The following is a 22,867-nucleotide window of genomic DNA, read 5'->3' as shown; positions in this document are numbered from 1 at the left end:
CACGGCGGCCTTCGCCAACTTTCAATGTTGAAAGATTGAGCGTCGACGGAACTGCCAATCTCCCCCTTCCAACGGGGAGATGTCCGGCAGGACAGAGAGGGGGGCCTCGCGCCGCCCCTCAACCAGGCGTCAATCCGAAACCGGCGTGTTCTCGTCGACGTCGACGCGGAAATTGCCTTCGAGGATCTCGGCTTTCTTCTTCTCGACCAGGTCCTTCACCTCCGCCGGCAGCGTCTTGTCGAACTTGTGGAAGGGCGCGAGGTAGGAACCGCCCTTGGCCATGCGCGAGAAGTCGCCATAGTCCTGCGCGGTGAAGACGCCGGCCTTGACCAGCTTGATCGCCTGCTCGACCGTCGGGTACATGTCCCACACCGGGCCGGTGATGACCGTGTCCGGCCCGAGGCTGGACTGGTCGGACATGTTGGAGATGGCAAAAATCTTCTTCTCGACCGCCGCCTCGATGACGCCGAAGCGCTCGGCATAGATGACGTCGACGCCGGCATCGATCTGCGCCACGGCCGCTTCCTTGGCCTTGGGCGGGTCGAAGAACGAGCCGATGAAGGCGACCTTCTTCTTGACGTTCGGATTGACCTCCTTGGCGCCGGCGAAGAAGGCGTTGACCAGCCGGTTCACTTCCGGGATGCCCATCGCCGCGACGGCGCCCACCGTGCCCGACTTCGACATTTTTCCGGCGATCATGCCGGAGAGATAGGCCGGCTCATGGATCCAGTTGTCGAAGACGCCGAAATTGGGCTCGGCCGGCCCGGCACCCGAGCCGAACAGCCACGCCGTCTTCGGGAATTGCTTTGCCGTGCGGCGCGATTCACGCTCGGCGGCGAAAGCGTCGCCCAGCACCAGCTGGTAGCCGCCCTGCGCATATTCGCGCATCACGCGGCTGAAGTCGGCGGTCTGCACCTTTTCCGACCATTTGTATTCGATGCCCAGCTCCTTCTCGGCCTTCTGCAGGGCGACATGGATCTGGTTGTCCCACGGCTCCTCGATCGGCGTGGCGAAGATCGCCGCCACCTTCAGCTTCTTGTCCTTGGCGAAGGCCGCGCCGGGCAGCACGGTCGCCGCGAGGCCGAGTGCGCCGAGTTCCAGCACGTTGCGCCGCGACAGGCCGGCGCGTTGCGATTTTCTACGGTCGTTTTCCATTGAAGTGCCCCTCTGTTCGACAGCCGTGTCGAGCCGGCCGTTCAAAAATGTCAGACGCCCAGGACTATGGAACGGCGCCCGAGATTTGTCCACATGGTCAAATTTGGTGACGGCAATAGAGGGGGCGATCCTCTCCTTTGTCATTCTATGGCGGAGCAAGGAGCGAAGCGACGCGCCCAGACCATAGAATCCATGCCGTGACGTCCGAGAGCCTCGACAGTGCAGAACGATCGACGGCTGTGCCATGCCCTCTTCTGCACCGTCGCATTCCTCGTTTGATGGAACGGCATGGATTCCAGGGTCTACGCTTCGCTTCGCCCTGGAATGACGAAGTTACAGGGCGCCGCCCGCACCTTCCCAAGCCCCCGTCTCGGCAAACTTTCTCAGCACCGGCGCCGGCTCGAAGATCGCCCGGCCGGTCCGCCCATGCCAATGCTCCAACCGCTCGACGATCTTCGCCGCGCCTTCGAGCCCGGCCCAGAACATCGGCCCGCCCTTGCCGATCGGGAAGCCGTAGCCATTGACCCAGACGACATCGATGTCGGATGCGCGTGCCGCGACGCGTTCCTCCAGGATATTCGCGCCCTCGTTGACCAGGGGATAAAGCGTGCGTTCGATAATCTCGTCGGCGCCGATCTCGCGCTGCGCTATGCTCAATTCTTCCGCCTTCGCGCGGATCAGCGCCTCGACCTCCGGATCGGCGACCGGCTCGCGCGCGCCAGCCTCATAGCGGTACCACCCGCGCCTGGTCTTCTGGCCGAAATGGCCCTGCTCGCACAGCGTATCGGCGATCACCGCCGTCTGGCCTCGCGCCTTGCGGTTGCGCCAGCCGATGTCGAGGCCGGCGAGATCGCCCATCTGGAACGGCCCCATCGGCCAGCCGAAATCGGTGAACGCCTTGTCGACCTGGGCGGGCGTTGCACCTTCGAGCAACAGCGCTTCGTTCTCCGCGCCGCGCGCGGCCAGCATGCGGTTGCCGACGAAGCCGTGGCAGACGCCGACGACGACCGCGACCTTGCCGATGCGCCGGGCGAGATCGGTGACCGTCGCCAGCACGTCGGGCGCGGTCTTTTCAGCCCGCACGATCTCCAGGAGCTTCATGACGTTTGCCGGCGAAAAGAAATGCATGCCGAGCATGTCCCCTGGACGCGAGGTCGAGGCGGCGATTTCGTTCACGTCGAGATAGGAGGTGTTGGTGGCGAGGATGGCGCCGGGCCTGGCGATGGCGTCAAGCTTGCCGAACACCTCCTTCTTCACCGCCATGTCCTCGAACACGGCCTCGATGATCAGATCGCAATGGGCAAGGTCGGCATAGTCGGTGCTGCCCTTGAACAGTCCGAGCCGCTTCTGCCTGGCCTCGTCCGTCAACGTGCCGCGGCTGACCGAAACGGCATAGTTCTTGTCGATTGTCGCCAGCCCGCGCCGCAGCGCTTCTTCGCTCGTCTCGAGCAAAGTCACCGCAAGGCCGCCATTGGCAAAGGCCATGGCGATGCCGCCGCCCATGGTGCCGGCGCCGATAATGCCGACGCGTTCGATCCGGCGCTTCCGCAGGTCCTTGCCGGGAATCTTGGCCGCCTCGCGCTCGGCGAAGAACAGATGCCGCTGCGCCCGCGACTGGTCGCCGGAAACGAGTTTCAGGAAAAGTTGCCGCTCGGCCGCAAGCGCCGCGTCGAACGGCAAGGTGATCGCGTTGCGCACGGCTTCGGCGCAGGCAAGCGGCGCTTCAAGCCCACGGGCCTTCCTGGCCAGTTCCGTCCTCTGGGCGTCGAAGGCGGCGAGATCGGTCCCGGCAAGGCGGTCGTTGCGGTCGCGCACCGGTACGAACGGTCCGCCCCGCTCGACCATTTCGCGAGCGAAACGAATGGCCTGAGCAAGCAGATCGCCATCGAACACCGCATCAACGACGCCGGTGGCCTTGGCCTCGCTGGCCGAAACCGGCGTTCCGGAAACGATCATGCCGAGCGCTTTCGCGGCACCCACAAGGCGTGGCAGGCGCACCGTGCCGCCGCCGCCCGGCAAGAGGCCGAGCTTCACTTCGGGCAGGCCAAGCTTGGCGCCCTTGTCGGCGACGCGGAAATGGCAGCCCAATGCCAGCTCCAGGCCGCCGCCCAGCGCTGTGCCGTGAATGGCGGCCACCGTCGGCTTGGCGATGGTTTCCAGCAAGGCGATGATGGCGCGCAGTTCCGGCTGCTCGACCGGCTTGCCGAATTCGGTGATGTCGGCGCCGGCGACAAAGGTGCGCCCGGCGCAGGCAATGACGATCGCGCTCGCGGTGGGATCGTCGCGTAGCGCGTCGAGCGCCTCGTAAAGCGGCTTGCGGACGTGAAAGCTCAGCGCATTGACCGGCGGGTTGTCGATGGTGACCACCGCCACGCCGTTCTCGTTCGCGACGCTGACAAAACTGGACAAGCGGAACCTCCCGAGACCGGCTGCAATCGCGCAAGGGTTTACTCGGCAGCGAGGCGAATGGGAACCCGATGCAGCGCTGGCCTAACGGTTGGCGAGCCCGGTTAGTTATCCACGCGGCCGAAGGGCGGCACGTCGCCGATCACTTCGCGCTTGTCCTTACCGCAGGCGAAGGTTTTCGCCTTGTCGTCGGCGAGCTTGCGCGCCTGGTCGTTGGCCTGTGCGTTGCCGGTGGCTAAAACCAGGCCGATCGTGCATCCCTGATGTTCTTCCGGTTGCGCCACCTTGGCGACGACCAGCACGTCGGTCGATTTCTTCTCGTCCTGCGGGTCGCTGATCGAGCGGCGATGGATGGCGGCGAAGGGGATGGCGACATCGCCACTGGTCTCGATGCGCCACTCGACCTTCGGGCCCGAGCCGTTGAAGGCAGTGAAGCTCTCCCAGACCGCGGTCATGTCGTCGGACGGAAAGCCGTAATAGAGAGACTCCCGCGCGTCGTCGTAGCCGATCAGCACCGGGTAGCCGCGATAGCCCGAGCAGACGAGGCTTGCCCAATCGCCGTCGCCTTCCGCGGCCTGGGCGTAGGTCACGCAGTCCTTCTTCCAGTCGAGATCGGTGTAGGCGCTGGAGATGTCGCCGGCCTGGGCCGCCTGGCAGAAACCGGCGAGGGCAAGCGGGATCAGAAGAGCGCGCATGGCTGACAACTCCGTTCGAGTTGCCGAAAGCGTAGCTTCAATTGCTATTTCTTCAAGCTGGCTTCGATCAAGAGGTCGGCGTTGCGGGCGACGGCCGCCGCCGGTCCGCCGAGGCCGAAGAGCTGGCCGCTGATATAGGCGCCCTCGATGAGGAGCAGCAGGCCGTCGCCCAGCGTATCGGAATCGGCGGCACCCATCGCGGTGGCCATGGCGCGCAGGCGGCGGCGCAATTCGACTTTGTTGTTCTCGCTCACCACCCGCGCGGGATGGCCGCGCTCGGGATATTCCACCGCCGCGTTGGTCATGCCGCAGCCTCGATAATCCGGCTTTTGCGTGCGTTTGCCGACGCGGGTCAGGAAAGCGATGATCTGCGCGCGCGGCTTGCCTGGATGCGCGTCGACGGCCTCGTCGAACCGCTCCCAGAATTCGAGGTCGTATTTGCGCAGATAGGAGGCGGCAAGCTCGTCCTTGGACGGGAAGCTGCGATAAAGGCTCGGCTTGGTCACGCCGGCGCGCCTGACGATCTCGTCGACGCCGATCGCCCGGATGCCTTCGCGATAAAACAGGTCGCGCGCCGCGTCCAGGATCTTGTCCGCAGCCTTCGGCGCCGGAGCTCCGCTCAATGACGCATCAATTTTATCGTCCGATGGCATGCAAACAACTCGCTTGACAATGTTACTGACCGGTACGTATGTAGGGCCTCATCCCATTGCAACGTACCGGTCAGTAACATGATAGCCCAGTCCCGTCCGTTTGGCCAGCGCTACGCTTTCGTCGTCGTTGCCGTCATCTTCTTCTGCCTTTTGATCGCGGCCGGGCTTCGTTCCGCGCCGTCGGTGATGATGGTGCCGCTGGAAGAAAGCTTCGGCTGGCGTCGCGACGTGACCTCCTGGGCCGCCAGCGTCGGCATCCTGCTTTACGGCTTGACCGGTCCGTTCGCGGCGGCGCTGATGGAGCGCATCGGGCTGCGCCGCACGTTGCTCGGCGCGCTGCTGGTGATGTCGGGATCGACCGCGCTCAGCCTGTTGATGACTGAGCCCTGGCATCTTTTCCTCACTTGGGGCGTGTTTTCCGGCATCGGTTCGGGCGCGGTGGCGAGCGTGCTCGGCGCCACCATCGTCAACCGCTGGTTCAAGACCAATCGAGGCCTGATGATGGGGCTGATGTCGGCCTCCAGCGCCACCGGCATGCTGGTGTTCCTGCCGCTCATCGCCTCGCTGGCGCAGAGCGGCGGCTGGAAGCCGGTGGCGATCGCCGTGGCGCTGGCGACAGCGGCGCTGATACCCTTTGTCTTGCTGCTGGTGCCGGAGCGCCCCGCTTCGATCGGCCAGGTGCGCTACGGCGCCGATGCGAATGACGTGCCGCCGGTGTCGCCGGCATCGCAGGGCAATTTCCTGGCGCATACGCTGAACACGCTGCGCCGCGCCGCCGGCACGCGGGTGTTCTGGTACCTGTTCGCCACCTTCTTCGTCTGCGGCTTCACCACCAACGGCCTCGTCGGCACGCATCTCATCGCGTTTTGCGGCGATATGGGCATCGGCGAGGTGCAGGCGGCCGGGCTCTTGTCGATGATGGGCATTTTCGACCTGATCGGCACCACGCTGTCCGGCTGGCTCACCGACCGTTTCGATCCGCGCAAGCTGCTCGGCGTCTACTACGCGGTGCGCGGGCTGTCGCTGATCTACCTGCCCTATTCCGGCTTCTCGGCCACCAGCCTGGTCATTTTCGCCGTGCTCTACGGGCTCGACTGGATCGCCACCGTGCCGCCGACGCTGAGGCTTGCCAACGAGGCTTTCGGCGACCGCAGCGGACCGATCGTGTTCGGCTGGATCGTCGCCGGACACCAGATCGGCGCCGCGGCGGCCGCCGCCTTCGGCGGCACGATGCGCGAGCTGCAGGGCAATTACGAGCTGGCCTTCCTGATTGCCGGCATGACGGGTATTGCGGCGGCTTGTATCTCGCTGCTGATCAACACGAGCAGGCCGGCCTTCGAGCCGGAACCGCAGGCGGCTTGAACAGCCAATCTCCCCCCTCGTGGGGGAGATGCCCGGCAGGGCAGAGGGGGGCGCTGTCCCGCCGACTTGTCAGTTGATTGCAGCTAACAAAGGCGTTGAGCAGAGGCTCGGACAGGCCGTGCCTGAGACGCTGGCAATCCTTCGCGCCCCCCTCTGGCCTGCCGGCCATCTCCCCCACGAGGGGGGAGATCAGCAGTTCCGCTGTTCACTGTTATCAAAACTTCATGGTTCCGAAATGTGCCTGAAACATTGAGGCGAGAGCTTGGCGGTCCCGTTCAACGCCATCCGGAGACAGCCATGAACAAGCTTTCGTTGACCCGCCGCGCTTTCGTCACCTCGGCCAGCGCCTTCGGCCTTGTCGGCGCCTCCGGTCTCGCGCTGCCTTATTATTCTCGCGCCAGCCAGCGCCCGGCCTTCACGCATGGCGTTCAGTCCGGCGATGTCGACGCCACCTCCGGCATGGTGTGGACCCGCACCGACCGGCCGGCGCGCGTGATGTATGAAGTGTCGACCACCGAAAGCTTCGCCAATGCGACGCGGCTGGCTGCGCTCGATACCTCGCCGGCAAGTGATTACACGGTGAAGCGGCTGCTTACCGATCTCGCCTCCGACCAGGACATCTTCTACCGCATGACTGCTGCCGACCTCTCCGATATCAACGCCGTCTCCGAGCCGATCGTCGGCCGCTTCCGCACCGCGCCGTCTTCGAAGCGCGACGTGCGCTTCGCCTGGTCGGGCGACACGGCCGGCCAGGGCTGGGGCATCGACGAGACCGGCATGAAGACCTATTCGACCATCGCCAAGCACACACCCGACTTCTTCCTGCATTCCGGCGACACGATCTATGCCGACGGCGCCTTGAAGGACGAGGTCGACCTGCCCGGCGGTGGCAAGTGGAAGAACGTCGTCATGCTCGACGGCAAGCGCAAGGTCGCCGAGACGCTGGACGAGTACCGCGACCAGTGGAAGTACAACATGATGGACAAGCATGTGCTTGGCCTCTCCGCCATCTGCCCGACCTTCTACCAGTGGGACGACCACGAGGTGCTCAACAACTGGTCGGATTCGAAGGACCTGACCGCCGACGACCGTTATAAGGAAAAGTCGATCCATGTGCTGGCGGCGCGTGCGGCCCGCGCCTTCCACGAAATGACCACCATCCGCTACGAGCCGTCGGAACCCGGCCGTGTCTACCGCAAGGTCTCGCATGGGCCGCTGCTCGACGTGTTCTTCCTCGACATGCGCTCCTATCGCGGCCCGAACGGCCCCGACATGGAAGAGACGCTGACGCCGAAGTCGCGCATGATCGGCGAGGAGCAGTCCAAATGGCTGAAGCGCGAACTCGCCAATTCCAAGGCGACCTGGAAGATCATCGCCGCCGACATGCCGCTCAGCTTGATCGTCTGGGACGATGCGGTGAAGAAGGCCGGCGCCGAGGCGGTCGCCAACAGCGACAATGGCGCGCCGAAGGGCCGTGAGCTGGAATTCGCCGATGTGCTGCGCTTCATCAAGAATGCCGGCATCACCAACACGGTGTGGCTCACCGCCGACGTGCACTACACCGCGGCGCATTACTACAACCCCGACAAGGCGCAGTTCCAGGATTTCAATCCGTTCTGGGAATTCGTCTCCGGCCCGATCCACGCCGGCACATTCGGCCCCAACGACCTCGACATGACCTTCGGGCCGGAGCTGAAATTCATCAAGGCGCCGACCGCCGAGCAGGGCCAGAACCTGCCGCCGTCGGCCGGACTGCAGTTCTTTGGGCTGGTCGATATCTCCGGCGCCACGGAGCAGCTCACCGTGCGGCTGATGGATCGCGACGACAATGAGCTTTACAAGGTGACACTCGACCCCGTGCGATCGGCTTGAGGTGAAAATCGGAAACGCCGGCGGGACAGCGCCCCCCCTCTGCCCTACCGGGCATCTCCCCCACTTGGGGGGAGATTGGCCGTCGCCTTTGTTTTCGCCAGTCTTCGACGCTGCAGGAATGAGCAAGGCGCTGAAGCTGCTGATCTCCTCCCAAGTGGGGGAGATGGCCGGCAGGCCAGAGGGGGGGCGCGAAGGATCGCTACATTTGCCGCGTTAAGCGCAGCAATCGTCAATCCGGGTAGCAAACCTTCGGAACGTTGGGCCAGACCGCGGTGTCGCAGTCGGCATCCTTCTGGCGCTGCTTGAAGGCGGCGCTGACCGGGCCGGTGACGATCGGGTCGACGCCGTCGGGGGCGTCGGCGAACATCTGCTGTACTGTCCTGGCGTCGGGCCGTGCGATCGGGTCGGCTTCCCGTAGCGCGGCCGCCGACTGCGCGGCGCCTGCCGCGACGAGCACGCCAAGCGCTGCCCACGCAAAAACCGGACGCAATCTGGGCATATGATCGGTCATGAACATCGAACTGTCCGGCCCCTCAAAGGTTCCGCCTTGGTTAACAGAATCATTTCACACCAAGACGTTTAAGAATCAGTGACCATTTATTTGGGGTCGAGCCGCCCCTTTCGCAATTGCGAAAAACCTTGTATGAGCCGCGCAACCGAAAAAGGCGGCGCTTTTGGGCCTGCTGCCTGCAACGTTCCCGAGACCAGAAAAATGAACCTCCGCAATATCGCGATCATCGCGCATGTCGACCATGGCAAGACCACGCTGGTCGACCAGCTTCTGAAACAGTCCGGCGCCTTCCGCGACAACCAGCGCGTCGCCGAGCGCGCCATGGATTCCAACGACCTCGAAAAGGAACGGGGCATCACCATCCTGGCCAAGGCGACCTCGGTCGACTGGCACGGCACCCGCATCAACATCGTCGACACGCCCGGACACGCCGATTTTGGCGGCGAGGTCGAGCGCATCCTGTCGATGGTGGACTCCGCGATCGTGCTCGTCGACGCCGCCGAAGGCCCGATGCCGCAGACCAAGTTCGTGGTCGGCAAGGCGCTCAAGGTCGGCCTGCGACCGATCGTCGTCATCAACAAGATCGACCGACCGGACGCTCGCCACATCGAGGTGGTCAACGAGGTGTTCGACCTGTTTGCCGCGCTCGACGCCACCGACGAGCAGCTCGATTTCCCGATCCTCTACGGCTCGGGCCGCGACGGCTGGGTTTCGGAAAATCCCGAGGGCCCGAAGGATCAGGGCCTGGCGCCGCTGTTCGACCTGGTCGTCAAGCATGTGCCGGCACCGACCGTCCATCCCGGCCCGTTCCGCATGATCGGCACCATCCTCGAAGCCAACCCGTTCCTCGGCCGCATCATCACCGGCCGCATCGAGTCCGGCACGCTGAAGGCCAACCAGGCGGTCAAGGTGCTGCATCACGACGGCACGCAGATCGAGACCGGCCGCGTCTCCAAGATCCTCGCCTTCCGCGGCCTCGAGCGCCAGCCGATCGACGAAGCCCAGGCGGGCGACATCGTGGCCATCGCCGGCCTGTCGAAGGGCACGGTCGCCGACACGTTCTGCGACCTGGCGGTGAGCGAGCCGCTGCATGCGCAGCCGATCGACCCGCCGACCGTCACCATGTCCTTCCTGGTCAATGACTCGCCGCTTGCCGGCACCGAGGGCGACAAGGTGACCAGCCGCGTCATTCGCGACAGGCTGCTGCGCGAGGCCGAAGGCAATGTCGCGCTCAAGATCGAGGAATCGGCGGAAAAGGACTCCTTCTTCGTCTCCGGCCGCGGCGAATTGCAGCTTGCCGTGCTGATCGAGACGATGCGCCGCGAAGGTTTCGAGCTTGCTGTGTCGCGTCCGCGCGTCGTCATGCAGAAGGGCGACGACGGCCAGCTGCTGGAGCCCGTCGAGGAAGTCGTCATCGACGTCGACGAGGAGCATGCCGGCGTCGTCGTGCAGAAGATGTCGGAACGCAAGGCCGAGATGGTCGAGCTGCGTCCGTCCGGCGGCAACCGCCAGCGCCTTGTCTTCCACGCCCCGACGCGCGGCCTGATCGGCTATCAGTCGGAACTCTTGACCGACACGCGCGGCACCGCCGTGATGAACCGCCTGTTCTTCGCCTATGAGCCGTATAAGGGCGAGCTGCCCGGCCGCACCAACGGCGTGCTGATCTCCAACGAACAGGGCGAATCGGTCGCCTATGCGATGTGGAACCTGGAAGACCGCGGCCCGATGATCATCGATCCGGGCGTCAAGGTCTACCAGGGCATGATCATCGGCGTCCATTCGCGCGACAACGACCTCGAAGTGAACGTGCTCAAAGGCAAGAAGCTCACCAACATCCGCGCCGCCGGCAAGGACGAAGCGGTGAAGCTGACGCCGCCGATCCGCATGACGCTGGAGCGGGCGCTGGCCTGGATCCAGGACGACGAGCTGGTCGAGGTGACGCCGAAGACCATTCGGCTGCGCAAGCTCTATCTCGACCCGAACGAGCGCAAGCGTTTCGAAAAGGCCGCCAAGGTGATGGGCGCGGCGTAAGCTTTCCAGACGAAGTTCAAAGAGGGAGCCGGTGCTCCCTCTTTTTGTTTCAGAGCATGATCCCGAAAAGTGGGAACCGGTTTTCGGAGAAAGATCATGCTCCAACAAAGAGCTGGATCCAGATGGCGATTCAACGAATGCCATCTGGATCTAGCGACACGCGGCCGAGAGGATAGCGCGGTAATCCGCCTCTCCGGCCAGATCGATGCGCACCGCCAAGCCGTCGCGAACCGGCTTGCGCAAGGCTTTGGCGCCATCCGGTTCGATGGTCAGTCGCCTTCGGTTGTCCAGGGCCTGAAGCCTTGACCGCGAAAGGCCGAGCTCGCCGGCAAGCAGGCGGTCAAGCCGCAAAGGTGTCGTGCCCTCCAGACGAAGTTCGAGCGCGAGCGCGGTCGCGCGTCCAAGCTCGCCGTCCAGCGGCTCCCTACGGACCGTCACGTCGGGGGATTCCTCGATTCGTCCGGCCCGGTCGCGCAGCGCGGCGGCATCGAAAGCAAAGCGGCGCACAAGCGCCGGGTCGTTGCTTTCGAGCGCCGCAAGCAGCACCGGCTCGATGTCGCGGCGGTTTCGCCGTTCCAGGATAGTGAAGTTCCAGGCGTTGTCGCAGCCGACGCAGCGATAGATCAGCCAGACGTCGATACGCTTGCCGTTGGCATTGACGCGGAATTTCCCGCCGCATCGATACGGTTTGGCGCCGCCGCAGCGGTTGCAGCTGATGAGAGGTCGAGGCGCGATTGCGGGCGCGATCGTCCAGTGGACACGCAAGGTAGACATGCCGATAGGCCCTTCCCGTCGGGAAGTCCGTCAGGCCGGCGATGTCCGAGATGCCCCTTTTTTGTTGAGCATGATCCTTTCCGAAAACCGGGTACCACTTTTCGGGATCATGCTCGTGCGGGCACGGCGTGGCGAAGACTGCGTGTTTGAAAGTCAGGCGTCGGCGCGGATTGCACGCGACGGCGGCTCAGCAATGCCAAACCGGTCTCGAACCGCCGCCTGAAGAACACGTGAATAGATGCAGGGGTCGCTAAAGCTGCGCCTGCGGTGCATTCAGAGGAGTTGGCGAGACCGGCGGTTACTGAGGCAAAGTGATGCTCGAAAATGGGTGTCGGGCTGGGTCTTCTAGCGGGAGGGTGACGAAGGAGCAAGGGTTAGGGGCCGAGGTTGGCGCTGCCCCTCATTGCCCTGCCGGGCATTTCGGATAATCGGCATGCCTTGACGGCGTCATCCTCGGGCTTGTCCCGAGGATCTACCGGCCTCCCTGAACTGGTCGCCCTATATCCGCGTGCGACAGCAGATCCTCGGAACAAGCCCGAGGATGACGGCGTTTCGTTGGCCTTCGATAAACCCATATGCGCTTGCACTGCCGTGAACGGGAGGAAAGAGGCTGATCGAGACGCCGGCGCTGGCAGTTATTGTCGCCTTGATCAACGGTCGCGCCTTGCCGGGCGTGCCAAATCTACTCCGATCGGCTATCGTTCTTTCTATCTTATAGGAATCGACCCCATGCATCTCGCCTCGCTGCTGATCTTCGCCGCCGCGCTGTTCGTCGCCGCCGGCTCGCCCGGCCCGTCGATCGCAGCACTCGTGGCACGGGTGATCTCGAAGGGGTTCCGCGATGTCTTCCCGTTCCTGCTGGCGATGTGGATCGGTGAAGCCGTCTGGCTGTCGCTGGCGGTGTTCGGGCTCGCCGTCGTGGCGCAGACCTTCCACTACGCCTTCGTCGTCGTGAAATGGGTGGGCGTCGCCTACCTTGCTTATCTCGCGTTCAAGATGTGGACGGCGCCGGTCGAGGCCAAGGAGGGCGAGATGCCGCGCGAGGACTCGCCCCTGAAACTTTTCCTTGCCGGCATGGCGGTGACGCTCGGCAACCCGAAGATCATGATGTTCTATCTGGCGCTGCTGCCGACCATCATCGATCTTGCCTCGGTCAGCCTTGTCGGCTGGGTCGAGCTAACGCTGACCATGGCTATCGTGCTGATCGTCATTGACCTCGCCTGGGTGCTGGCCGCTTCCCAGGCGCGCCGGCTCCTGAAGAGCAAGCGCGCCATGAAGATCGCCAACCGCGTCAGCGCCACGACGATGGCGGGCGCCGCCGCCGCTATCGCCGCGCGATAGAGCTGTTCATCGTTTCTTGAAAACGACGACCACGCCATCTCTTTGTGTGGAGCAATTCCGGACGGAAGGCTACGGCGAAGGAGCCGAGCCTAACCGCGTCACACTTTTCCTGGAATTGCTCTGAGCTACTTTGGCAGCACGCCGGCCGAAGGCAGCGCCGCCGCAGCCGGCGGCTGCGGTCCGCCCGAATAGAATTTCGAGGCCGGGTTCTCCTGCATGAAGTCGTAGGCGACCATGCCGAGCGGCCGCTTCTGCCGTTCCGACGCCGGTTGATGCCATGGGATCGCCTGGCGCAGCGCGGCGAGAGCCGCGGTCGGTGCTTCACCGAATTTCCGCTGCGGGTTCTGCGCCTTGCGGATCTCCATCCAGTAGCTTGCCGTCAACAGGTCTTGCGCCAGCAGATGGAACGATACGTCGACCGCCTCGCGGGCGCGTTGCGTCTTGATGCGGGTCTGCGCTTCCAGGTCCTCGACGGTGGCGACGATCGCCTGGCCGTTCGGCGTCACCGGCGAGCCGAGATCGGCCAGCTCCTGCCATAGATCGGTGGGCAGATAGCCGTCGAAGCCCGGAATGTCCTTGCGCTCGTCCGGCTTCAACACGTCGGCGGGCTTGACCACGGTGAAGAAAGGGTTGCGGAAGCGCTCGATGCGCTGCGCCACCGCTACACCGAGATTGGTCAAGGCGTTGGTGAGCGCCTCGACCTGGTTGGCCATCGGGTAGGGATCCCAATTGGCGTTGGAGAAGATGTAGCCGGACTTGCCGTTACTGAGCGGCCCGCCCTTGATGTAGTATTTCATGAACTGCGGCGTGCTGAGTTCCGGCGAGCTCTGCGGCGTCAGGCCGGGCAGGATCGCCGGATTATGATCCGAGGAATTGATGGAGAGCAGCACGGAATCGCGCAAATCCGCCCAGGCCTGCCAGGCCGAGCCCTGGCGCTGGCTGGAGGCGCGCATGCTTTCCGGATCCTGGATGATGCGGGCCGGATCGTCATCGAAGAGATAGCTGCCCTTGATCATGTCCATGACGCGGGCGGCGTCCCAGGTCAGCCACGGATAAGGCCGCATCGACTGCACCGGCGCGGAGATCGGCGTCACGCTGGAATTCATGCCGTTCAGCCCCATGGCGTAGCTGAGGTCAGTCCATTCCAGCAGTTTTCGCGTGTCCTCCAGCAAGAGGACGGCCTGCGCCTGCGCATAGGCGTTGGTGCTGATCAGCGCCGCCTGGTCGGCGGCGAAGGGTTCGAGCGGCTTCAGGCCGGCCTGCTCGAGCGCCTGCGCGGCCGGCATGCGAACGCCTTTGAGATAGGCATCGCCTTCGCCGACCATGGCGGCGCCGATATTGCCAAGCGTCGCCAGGTCGCCCTCGCCGAGCGTGCCGCGCGATTGCACGACCGGCGTGACGCGCTTGTTCAGCATATCGACAAGCATATGCGTCAGCTGCGGGCTGGCAGCCTCGTAGGACATGGTGTTGGCGCGGATGGCCATGATCGCGCGCACCAGCGCTTCCTCCTGCAGCTCCGGCCCGTAGCCGCGGTTCACGCCGCCCTTGAAGCGCGCGAGCTGCTGGTCCTTGAGCAGCTTGGTATTTTCCGGCGTGGTCGGATCGCCTGAAAAGATCACGGTTTCGCGCTGGTCGCCGGCGCCGCGGTTGAACCAGTAGATCGTGACGCCTTCGGCCGCACCCTCGAGCAGCAAGCCATAAGCATCCGCCGAACGCTGCAGCGCCTCCGGGCTGAGCTCGACCTTGGCGCCGTTGCGCGCGATGGCGATGACCTGATCGATGGTCAGGTCATGGCCGGTCAGCGTTACCGTCTTGTCGGCGGCTGCCTCGAAAATAGGTTGATAGACGGTTGCCGCCTCGAAGGCCTGGGCAGGCGGCGCGGCGAGGCCGGCCATGACGGTGAGGGTGCAAAGGAGAAGTTTGGGCTTGGCGATTCGGTCCAGCATGACGGCTCCCATTCGAGACAGGTTCAGGAACGAGTTCACCCAATGGAAATTTTGTTTCCCAAAGACTAGCCGCAAGCGTCGGCCTGTCAACGAAGGAAGGCCGCAGGACCGATGATGGGACCGGCGTGGCCTAGCGGGCGACGGCGTGGTCGGTTCGGCCGCAAGCCGATCGCGGTGGCCGCCGGTTCGACCTGTCGAAGAAGGCGGCCACGAAGACGATAGCAAGGAAGTCGCGGCCGAAATCCGGCCTCGTGCGATGCAGCGCGGACTCTAAGCGTTACATCATCTCGATGATCGGCGCGATCTCGACGCTGAAAGCCGGGTCCATCAGGATCGGGCAGTCCTTGGCTTTGGCGACGGCATCCTCGATATCCTTGGCTTCGACGATTGTGTAGCCGGCCGTCGGATTGCTGCCGCCATTGTTCTCGATCTTGCCGCTGGGCAGCACCGTCCTCGACATGCCGACCGGATTGCCGCCGTCGACCACGGCCGAGCCGAGCTTGTCGTACCAGCCGGTCCAGGCATCCATAGCCGCTTTCCGTTCGGCTTCGTCGGTCGGCATCTTGCCGGAGCCGTGATAGACATAGAGAAATTTCGCCATGTTCTCCTCCCTTGTCGGCGGCGTCGAACCGGCATGCGGCCACGCCGCTTGCGATATGCAGCGATGCTGCAAATCCGGATCATCGGACCAAATGGCGGGGTGGGCAATAAAAAATTCGATATTGCTAATATAAAGCCCGCTGCCGCTACCTTGCCATGGCGTGGTATTCGGGGTTGGGCCGCATGTCGACCGCCGCGGCCACCCGGTTCGACATGTTGAAGAAGGCGGCGGTCGAGGCGATGTCCCAGATATCGCGATCGGTGAAGCCGGCCTGGCGCAAGGCCGCGCGGTCGGCCTCGACGATTTTTGCCGGCTCCTCGGTCAGCTTGACCGCGAATTCGAGCATCGTTGTCTGTTTCGGCGACAGCTCGGCGGCGCGGAAATTCATCACCATCATCTCGCCGAGCGCCGGTTCGCCCGACAGCTGGCGCACCGCCGCGCCATGCGCGGTCAGGCAATAGAAGCAGTGGTTGATCGAGGAGACGACCACGGCGATCATCTCGCGCTCCAGCTTCGAAAGACCGGAATCGCCCAGCATCAGATCGTTGTACATATCGGTGAAGGCGCGCAGCTTCTTCTCGTCGAAGGCGTAGGCGGCGAGCACGTTGGGCACGAGGCCGAGCTTCTCCCGGCATTTGTCGAAATAGGCTTTCGTCGCCTCGCTGAGCTCCGCCTGGACAAGGTCGAGCTCGGTTATTTTGCCTGCCATGGTCGTTCTCCTCGCGCGGCGATGGCGTCGGTTCGAATTTTTTAAAGCGTCGTCAAACCTTTGTCGCCAAACAGCGCTCATCTGGCTACCATAGTCGCAAAAGCATGCCACGGGAGGCAATAAGCGTCATGGCCAGCGTTAAATCCAAGCCGAAGAAGAAAGTCGCCGCCGTGAAAGCGGAGGAGAAACCCGCAAGGCTTGCCGACTATCTGCTGGCACGAGCGCCCGCCGAAGACATCGCGTCCTATGACGTGGCCGACCTCGAACGCGCCGGCGAGCTCGCCGCCCAAGCGGTCGCCAGCCACAGGAAAGGCGAAAGCGTCGTCGCCGTCGAGGCGGATTCGGGCGTCGCCTGCGACGGCCGGCCGGTCACGGTCATCACCGTCGTCAACGACAACATGCCGTTCCTGTTCGATTCCATCCTCGGCGAGATCACCGAGATCAGCGGCGAGCCGACGCTGGTCACCCATCCGATCGTCACCGTACGCCACGGCAAGAATGGTGTGGTCGAGGTGCTTGGCGATAGCGGCAAGGACGATGACGACAGGCTGAGTGTCGTCCATGTCCACATTCCAAGGCTGAACGCCGAGCAGGCCAAGAGCCTCACCGAGCGGCTGCGCAAGATGCTTTCCCAGGTCCGCGCCGCCGTCGTCGACTGGAAGCGCATGCTTGCCCGCCTGGACCAGGCGATTTCCGAATTCCGCTATTCGGCGGTGCCGCTCGACAAGAAGAGCGTCGCCGAGGCGATCGCCTTCCTCGAATGGCTGCGCGACGACAATTTCACCTTCCTCGGCATGCGCGAGTTCAAATATGTCGGCGGCGAGGAAAGCGGCTCGCTGGAGCGCGCCGAAAAGCCTGGCCTCGGCATCCTTTCGGATCCCGATGTGCTGGTGTTGCGGCGCGGCACCGAGGCGGTGACGACGACGCCGGAGATCCGCGCCTTCCTGCACGGGCCGGAGCCGCTGATCGTCACCAAGGCCAACGCCAAGTCGTCGGTGCATCGCCGCATCTATCTTGATTACATCGGCATCAAGACCTACACGGCGAAAGGCGCGCTCGCGGGCGAGTTGCGCATCGTCGGCCTGTTCACCTCGACCGCCTACACGCGCTCGGTGATGAAGATCCCCTATCTGCGCTCCAAGGCCGAGACCGTGATTGCGAAATCCGGCTTCGATCCGCACGATCATTCCGGCAAGGCGCTGATCAACATCCTGGAGAGCTATCCGCGCGACGAGCTGTTCCAGGTTCCTATTCCCATCCTGCGCAAGCATGCCAGCGCCATACTCGGGCTGATCGAGCGGCCGCGCGTGCGGGCGCTGGTGCGCGTCGACCAGTTCGACCGCTTCGTCTCGATCATCGTTTTCGTGCCGCGCGACCGCTACGACAGCGTCGTGCGCGAGAAGGTCGGCACCTATCTCAAGACGGCGTTCGAAGGCCGGTTGTCGGCCTATTACCCGGCCTTTCCGGAAGGCGGACTGGCGCGCGTGCATTTCATCATCGGCCGTTCCGGCGGCAGGACGCCGAAGGTCGAGCAGTCGACGATCGAGGCGGCGATCCGCGACATCGTGCGCACCTGGGAGGACGCGCTCTCCGAAGCCGCGGAAGCCGCCGGCAGCGATCCGGCGCTGAAGGCGATCGCGGCGCGGTTCCCCGAAAGCTATCGCGATAGCTTCTCGGCCGCCGTGGCGTTGGCCGATGCCGGGCGCATCGCGAAGATCAGCGCCGTCAACCCGATCGCCATCGATTATTACCGCCATGCCGACCAGAAGCCGCAACAGGCGGCTTTGAAAATCTATCATTTCGGCAGCCCGGTGGCGCTGTCGCGGCGCGTGCCGGTGCTGGAAAACATCGGCTTCCGCGTCATCAGCGAGCGCACCTTCGAGGTCGCCGACACCGGCTCAGGCAAGGTCTTCATCCACGACATGGAGCTGGAGAACACCTACGACAAACCGATCGATCTTACGGATGGCGGCGCGTTGTTCGAGGACGCCTTCCTGTCGGTCTGGCGCGGCGACGTCGACAATGACGGCTATAACGGCCTGGCCCAGACCGCCGGCCTGTGGTCGGGCGAGATCACCATACTGCGCGCCTATGGCCGCTATCTGCAGCAGGCCGGCATTCCACAGAGCCAGGATTTCATCGCCGCGGCGCTCAACCGCTATCCGGAGATCGCGCGCGGCCTGCATGCGCTGTTCGTCGCCCGGCTCGGCCCGGCGGCGGAAGGCGACGGCGCGGTCGCCGCCAAGCACCTCAAGGCCAAGATCAAGGACGCGCTGGAAGAGGTGCCCAACATCGATGACGACACCATCATCCGCCGCTACCTCAATCTCATTGAAGCCTCGCTGCGCACCAATCATTTCGTAGCCGATACAAAAGCGAAGGGACAATCGCTGGCGATCAAGCTGGACTCGCAAGTGGTCGAGGGCCTGCCGGCGCCGCGGCCATGGCGCGAAATCTTCGTCTATGGCTCGGAGGTCGAAGGCGTGCATCTGCGCTTCGGCCCGGTGGCGCGCGGCGGCCTGCGCTGGTCGGACCGCGCCCAGGACTACCGCACCGAGGTGTTGGGGCTGGTGAAGGCGCAGCAGGTCAAGAACGCGGTCATCGTGCCGGTCGGCGCCAAGGGCGGCTTCTACCCGAAGAAGCTGCCGATGAGCGCCGGGCGCGACGCCATCTTCGAAGCCGGGACCTCGGCCTACAAGAACTTCGTCTCCAGCCTGCTCTCGATCACCGACAATATCGGCGTCGACGGCGTCATCCCGCCGGCCGGCGTGGTGCGGCGCGATCCTGACGATCCCTATTTCGTCGTCGCCGCCGACAAGGGCACGGCGACCTTCTCCGACACCGCCAACGCCATTTCCGAAAAACACCATTTCTGGTTGGACGACGCTTTCGCCAGCGGCGGTTCGGCCGGCTACGACCACAAGAAGATGGGCATCACCGCCAAGGGCGCCTGGGAAGCGGTGAAACGGCATTTCCGCGAGATCAACCGCGACATCCAGACCTCGTCCTTCACCGTGGTCGGCGTCGGCGACATGTCGGGCGACGTGTTCGGCAACGGCATGCTGCTCTCGCTGGCCACCAGGCTGATCGCCGCCTTCGACCATCGCGACATCTTCATCGATCCCGATCCGGACATGGCCGCGTCGATGGCCGAGCGGGCGCGCATGTTCGCGCTGCCGCGCTCGTCCTGGCAGGACTACGACAAGTCGAAGCTGTCGGACGGCGGCGTCATCGTCTCGCGCAACCAGAAATCGATCACGCTGCCGCCTGCCGCCGCCGCCGCCATCGGCCTCGCCAAGACGACGGCGACGCCGGTCGAGATCATGAACGCCATCCTCAGGGCGCCGGTCGACCTTTTGTGGTTCGGCGGCATCGGCACCTATGTGCGGGCTTCGGGCGAGAGCAACGCCGATGTCGGCGACCGAGCAAACGACGCCGTCCGCGTCACCGCGCTCGATGTCCGGGCGAAAGTCATCGGCGAGGGCGCCAATCTCGGCGTCACGCAACGGGCGCGCATCGAGTTCGGCATGAATGGCGGCCGCTGCAACTCGGACGCCATCGACAATTCGGGCGGCGTCAACTGCTCCGACGTCGAGGTCAACATCAAGATCGCGCTGGCTTCCGCCATGCGCAAGGGCTCGCTGACGCGGCCGGCGCGCAACAAGCTGCTCGCCGAGATGACCGACGAGGTGGGCGCGCTGGTGCTCTCCAACAACTATCAGCAGACACTGGCGCTGTCGCTGGCGCGCAAGCGCGGGCTGGCCGACATCGCGCACCAGGCGCGCTTCATGTCGGCGCTGGAAGCGCGCGGCCTGCTCGACCGCGCGGTCGAGACGCTGCCTTCGCCGGCGGCGCTTGCCGAGCGCGAGGCGCGCGGCGAGCCGCTGACCAGGGCCGAGCTCGGCGTGCTGCTCGCCTATGCCAAGATCGTGCTGTTCTCCGACATCGTCGCCAGCGACGTGCCGGACGAGCAACATTTCGATCGCGACCTGATGGGCTATTTCCCGGAACGCATGGCGAAGAAATTCGCCGGCGAGATCCGCGACCACCGGCTGCGGCGCGAGATCATCGCGCGCGTCGTCGCCAACGATCTGGTCAATCGCGGCGGGCCGTCCTTCGTCAACCGGCTGCAGGAAGCGACCGGCCGCACGGCGGCCGATGTGGTGCGCATCTTTGCCATGGTGCGCGACGGCTTTGCGCTGCCGGCGCTCTATCACGAGATAGATGCGCTCGACAACCAGATCGACGGGCAGGTCCAGCTCGATCTCTATCAAGCGATTAGCCGGCTTATCTTTGTGACCAGCGGCTGGTACCTGAAGCACGAAGCGGGTTCCGTGCCGCTTGGCCAGCGCATCGCCGAATTGCAGGAGGCGCGCAAGGCGCTCGAGCCGAAGCTTCTCTCGCTGCTGCCGGCCTTCTCGCGCGAGCGCGTCGAGGAGCGGCGGCACGGCCTGTTCAAGGGCGGCGCGCCGGAGAAGCTCGCCGGGCAGCTCGCTCAGGCCGAAGTGGCCGAGCTGATCCCCGACGTCGCGCTCACCGCGCGCACGGCCAATGCCGACATCGTCAGCGCGGCCAAGGCGTTCTTCGCCGTCAGCGATGCCTTCCGCATCCCGCGCGTCGAGGAAGCGGCGCGCTCGATCATGCCGCCCGACTATTACGACCAGCTGGCGCTGTCGCGCGCGACCGACACGATCGGCGTGGCGCGGCGCGGCATCGCGGTGGCGGCGCTCACCGCGCACGGCACGGTGGCGGATCCGGTGGCGGCGTGGCTCGAGGCCGGCGGCGAACGCGTCGCGCGCACCCGCGAGCGGCTGCAGGCGCTGACCGAAGGCGGCGACATCACCGTGTCGCGGCTCTCGGTGGCGTCGGGCCTGATGAGCGACCTGACGGGGATGTGAAGTTCCTCGCCCCGCGAAGTGGGGAGAGGCGCCGAGCGGAGCGAGGCGTAGAGGGCTCTTCGACGATAGCGTGCACGGTAGCTTGGTGCATGCATTATCTGATGTGGCGCTGGTCGACCCCCACTCCGTCTCGGGCTTCGCCCGAGCCACCTCTCCCGCGATCGACGGGGTAGAGGAAAGGCCAAGCCTTTTGCAACACTCCCTTCCTTTCCCTCTGGAGGGGGAAAGGTGGCGCTGCGAAGCGGCGACGGATTGGGGGAACCACGTGGCAATCAAGCCTCAGGTCGATCAGTCGCGCCAGATGTGTGCATAGCGTAGCCCACTCGTGGGGCGGGGAATTGGCGTCATGCTTGTTCATTTGCATCGCTGCCTGAAAACATGCAGACATGGCGCGCGACGCGAGCGATGCCAGGGGAATCAGCATGGCGGCAGTAGAGACAGTGCAGCGGGCATCGGGGCGCGGCATCTGGGGCTGGATGTTCTTCGACTGGGCGGCGCAGCCTTTCTTCACCCTCGTCACCACCTTCATCTTCGGGCCCTATTTCGTCTCGCGCATGGCGAGCGATCCGACCGCCGGTCAGGCGGCCTGGGGCTATGGCATCGCCGCCGCGGGCCTGGTCATCGCGGTGCTGTCCCCGGTGCTCGGCTCGATCGCCGACCAGACCGGGCCGCGCAAGCCGTGGATCGCCTTCTTCGCGACGATCAAGATCGTCAGCCTCACGCTTTTGTGGTTCGCGGCGCCGGGCTCGAACCTTTTCCTGGTCGTGCTCTTGTTCTCGCTGGCTTCGGTGGCGGCCGAATTCTCCACCGTGTTCAACGATTCCATGATGCCGCGGCTGGTGCCGAAGGAAGAGATCGGCCGGGTATCCAACATGGCCTGGGGGCTCGGCTATCTCGGCGGCATGATCGCGCTGATCTTCGTGGTGCTGTTCCTGGCGGGCAATCTCGAAACCGGCAAGACGCTCATCGGCCTCGATCCGTTGTTCGGACTCGATCCGAAACTCGGCGAGGATGCGCGCTTCACCGGGCCGATGTCCGCCGGCTGGTATTTCCTGTTCATCCTGCCGATGTTCTTCTTCACGCCGGACGCCACCAAGGGAATCCCGATCGGCCCGGCGGTGCGCGAGGGCCTGTCCGAATTGAAGTCTACTCTGGTGGAAGTGCGCCAGCGCAGCGGCATCCTGCGCTTCCTGCTGGCGCGCATGATCTATCAGGACGGTGTCAATGCGCTGCTGGCGCTCGGCGGCACCTTCGCGGCCGGCATGTTCCACTGGTCGATCACCGAGATCGGCCTGTTCGGCATCATCCTCAACGTCGTCGCCATCTTCGGCTGCTGGATCGCGGCGCGGCTCGATACCGCGCTCGGCTCGAAGCACGTGGTGATGATCGCGCTGGTGATGTTGTCGGTCGCCACGATTGGCGTCGTCTCGACCGGTCCGGGCTTCACGCTGCTCGGCCTGATCCCGCTGCCGACCGCCGATTCCGGCGGTCTGTTCGGCACCGCGGCCGAAAAGGCCTATATCCTCTATGGCTTGCTGATCGGGCTCGCTTTCGGGCCGGTGCAGGCCTCGTCGCGTTCCTACATGGCGCGCAGCGTGACTGCCGCCGAGTCGGGCCGCTATTTCGGCATCTACGCGCTGGCGGGACGCGCGACCAGCTTCCTGGCGCCGTTCATGGTAGCGACCATCACCACCATGAGCGATTCACCACGCCTCGGCATGGCGGCGATCATCCTGTTCCTCGGCATCGGCATGGTGATCCTGGTCGGGACACCCTATCCGGCGGACAAGCGGTAGCGCACTTCCCTTCTCCCCTTGCGGGAGAAGGTGTCGTCGAAGGCGACGGATGAGGGGTGTTCCAGCGGAGTGAGGCGCTGGTGTTTCCTGGAACACCCCTCATCCGTCTCGGCGCTA

The 22,867-nt window shown here is 64.5% G+C and carries 15 protein-coding genes; 6 read left to right on the top strand and 9 right to left on the bottom strand.

Annotated features, from left to right (window positions below):
• Positions 1-129 precede the first annotated feature (129 nt).
• The 4 genes from FJ956_RS15165 to FJ956_RS15150 all read right to left on the bottom strand — a co-directional run bounded on the left by FJ956_RS15165 (position 130) and on the right by FJ956_RS15150 (position 4,909).
• The gene (locus FJ956_RS15165; RefSeq protein ID WP_140682315.1) at positions 130-1,155 is read right to left on the bottom strand and encodes a BMP family protein; all 1,026 of its coding nucleotides are present in this window, start codon (positions 1,153-1,155) and stop codon (positions 130-132) included.
• Positions 1,156-1,488: 333 nt separating this feature from the next.
• Positions 1,489-3,564, bottom strand: coding sequence for a 3-hydroxyacyl-CoA dehydrogenase NAD-binding domain-containing protein (locus tag FJ956_RS15160; protein ID WP_140682317.1), 2,076 nt, complete (start codon positions 3,562-3,564; stop codon positions 1,489-1,491).
• 101 nt (positions 3,565-3,665) lie between these two features.
• A complete protein-coding gene (locus FJ956_RS15155) occupies positions 3,666-4,256 on the bottom strand; it encodes a hypothetical protein (protein WP_140682319.1) in 591 nt (196 codons plus the stop codon).
• 44 nt (positions 4,257-4,300) lie between these two features.
• Positions 4,301-4,909, bottom strand: a complete 609-nt coding sequence (locus tag FJ956_RS15150; protein WP_140682321.1) for a TetR/AcrR family transcriptional regulator — start codon at positions 4,907-4,909, stop codon at positions 4,301-4,303.
• Between the two features lie 78 nt (positions 4,910-4,987).
• On the opposite strand from FJ956_RS15150, the gene FJ956_RS15145 reads away from it, so the two are divergent.
• Both FJ956_RS15145 and FJ956_RS15140 read left to right on the top strand, forming a co-directional pair.
• Entirely contained in the window at positions 4,988-6,271 is a 1,284-nt protein-coding gene (locus FJ956_RS15145) for an MFS transporter (RefSeq protein WP_140682323.1), read from the top strand.
• A 297-nt stretch (positions 6,272-6,568) separates the two neighbouring features.
• Entirely contained in the window at positions 6,569-8,143 is a 1,575-nt protein-coding gene (locus tag FJ956_RS15140) for an alkaline phosphatase (protein WP_140682325.1), read from the top strand.
• 229 nt (positions 8,144-8,372) lie between these two features.
• Here FJ956_RS15140 and FJ956_RS15130 read toward each other — a convergent pair whose 3' ends face one another.
• Positions 8,373-8,660 carry a hypothetical protein gene (locus FJ956_RS15130; RefSeq protein ID WP_246672191.1) on the bottom strand — a complete coding sequence of 96 codons (288 nt, stop codon included), beginning with the start codon at positions 8,658-8,660 and terminating at the stop codon, positions 8,373-8,375.
• A gap of 195 nt (positions 8,661-8,855) precedes the next feature.
• Here FJ956_RS15130 and typA point away from each other — a divergent pair, with 195 nt between their 5' ends.
• Positions 8,856-10,685 (top strand): translational GTPase TypA, encoded by a 1,830-nt coding sequence (typA, locus tag FJ956_RS15125; RefSeq protein ID WP_140682331.1) that lies wholly within the window; start codon positions 8,856-8,858, stop codon positions 10,683-10,685.
• 150 nt (positions 10,686-10,835) lie between these two features.
• On the opposite strand, the gene FJ956_RS15120 is transcribed toward typA, so the two are convergent.
• Positions 10,836-11,459 (bottom strand): DUF1062 domain-containing protein, encoded by a 624-nt coding sequence (locus FJ956_RS15120; RefSeq protein ID WP_140682333.1) that lies wholly within the window; start codon positions 11,457-11,459, stop codon positions 10,836-10,838.
• A gap of 729 nt (positions 11,460-12,188) precedes the next feature.
• On the opposite strand from FJ956_RS15120, the gene FJ956_RS15115 reads away from it, so the two are divergent.
• Positions 12,189-12,800: a LysE family translocator gene (locus tag FJ956_RS15115; protein ID WP_140682335.1), complete on the top strand. Its 612-nt coding sequence runs from the start codon at positions 12,189-12,191 to the stop codon at positions 12,798-12,800.
• Positions 12,801-12,925: 125 nt separating this feature from the next.
• Here FJ956_RS15115 and FJ956_RS15110 read toward each other — a convergent pair whose 3' ends face one another.
• The 3 genes from FJ956_RS15110 to FJ956_RS15100 all read right to left on the bottom strand — a co-directional run bounded on the left by FJ956_RS15110 (position 12,926) and on the right by FJ956_RS15100 (position 16,056).
• Positions 12,926-14,746: an aromatic amino acid ammonia-lyase gene (locus tag FJ956_RS15110; RefSeq protein WP_140682337.1), complete on the bottom strand. Its 1,821-nt coding sequence runs from the start codon at positions 14,744-14,746 to the stop codon at positions 12,926-12,928.
• A 277-nt stretch (positions 14,747-15,023) separates the two neighbouring features.
• Positions 15,024-15,347: a hypothetical protein gene (locus FJ956_RS15105; RefSeq protein WP_140682340.1), complete on the bottom strand. Its 324-nt coding sequence runs from the start codon at positions 15,345-15,347 to the stop codon at positions 15,024-15,026.
• 145 nt (positions 15,348-15,492) lie between these two features.
• On the bottom strand, positions 15,493-16,056 hold the full coding sequence (locus tag FJ956_RS15100; RefSeq protein WP_140682342.1) for a peroxidase-related enzyme: 564 nt from the start codon (positions 16,054-16,056) through the stop codon (positions 15,493-15,495).
• Positions 16,057-16,184: 128 nt separating this feature from the next.
• Between FJ956_RS15100 and FJ956_RS15095 the strand changes: the two genes are divergently transcribed.
• A complete protein-coding gene (locus tag FJ956_RS15095) occupies positions 16,185-20,954 on the top strand; it encodes an NAD-glutamate dehydrogenase (protein ID WP_140682344.1) in 4,770 nt (1,589 codons plus the stop codon).
• Positions 20,955-21,376: 422 nt separating this feature from the next.
• Complete coding sequence (locus FJ956_RS15090; RefSeq protein ID WP_140682346.1) at positions 21,377-22,750, top strand: MFS transporter; 1,374 nt, start codon at positions 21,377-21,379, stop codon at positions 22,748-22,750.
• The last annotated feature ends 117 nt before the right edge of the window (positions 22,751-22,867 follow it).

Source organism: Mesorhizobium sp. B2-4-3 (assembly GCF_006442815.1).
Lineage (GTDB): Bacteria > Pseudomonadota > Alphaproteobacteria > Rhizobiales > Rhizobiaceae > Mesorhizobium.
Note: the sequence above shows the minus strand (reverse complement) of the source record. Positions and strands in the feature narration are given on the sequence as shown.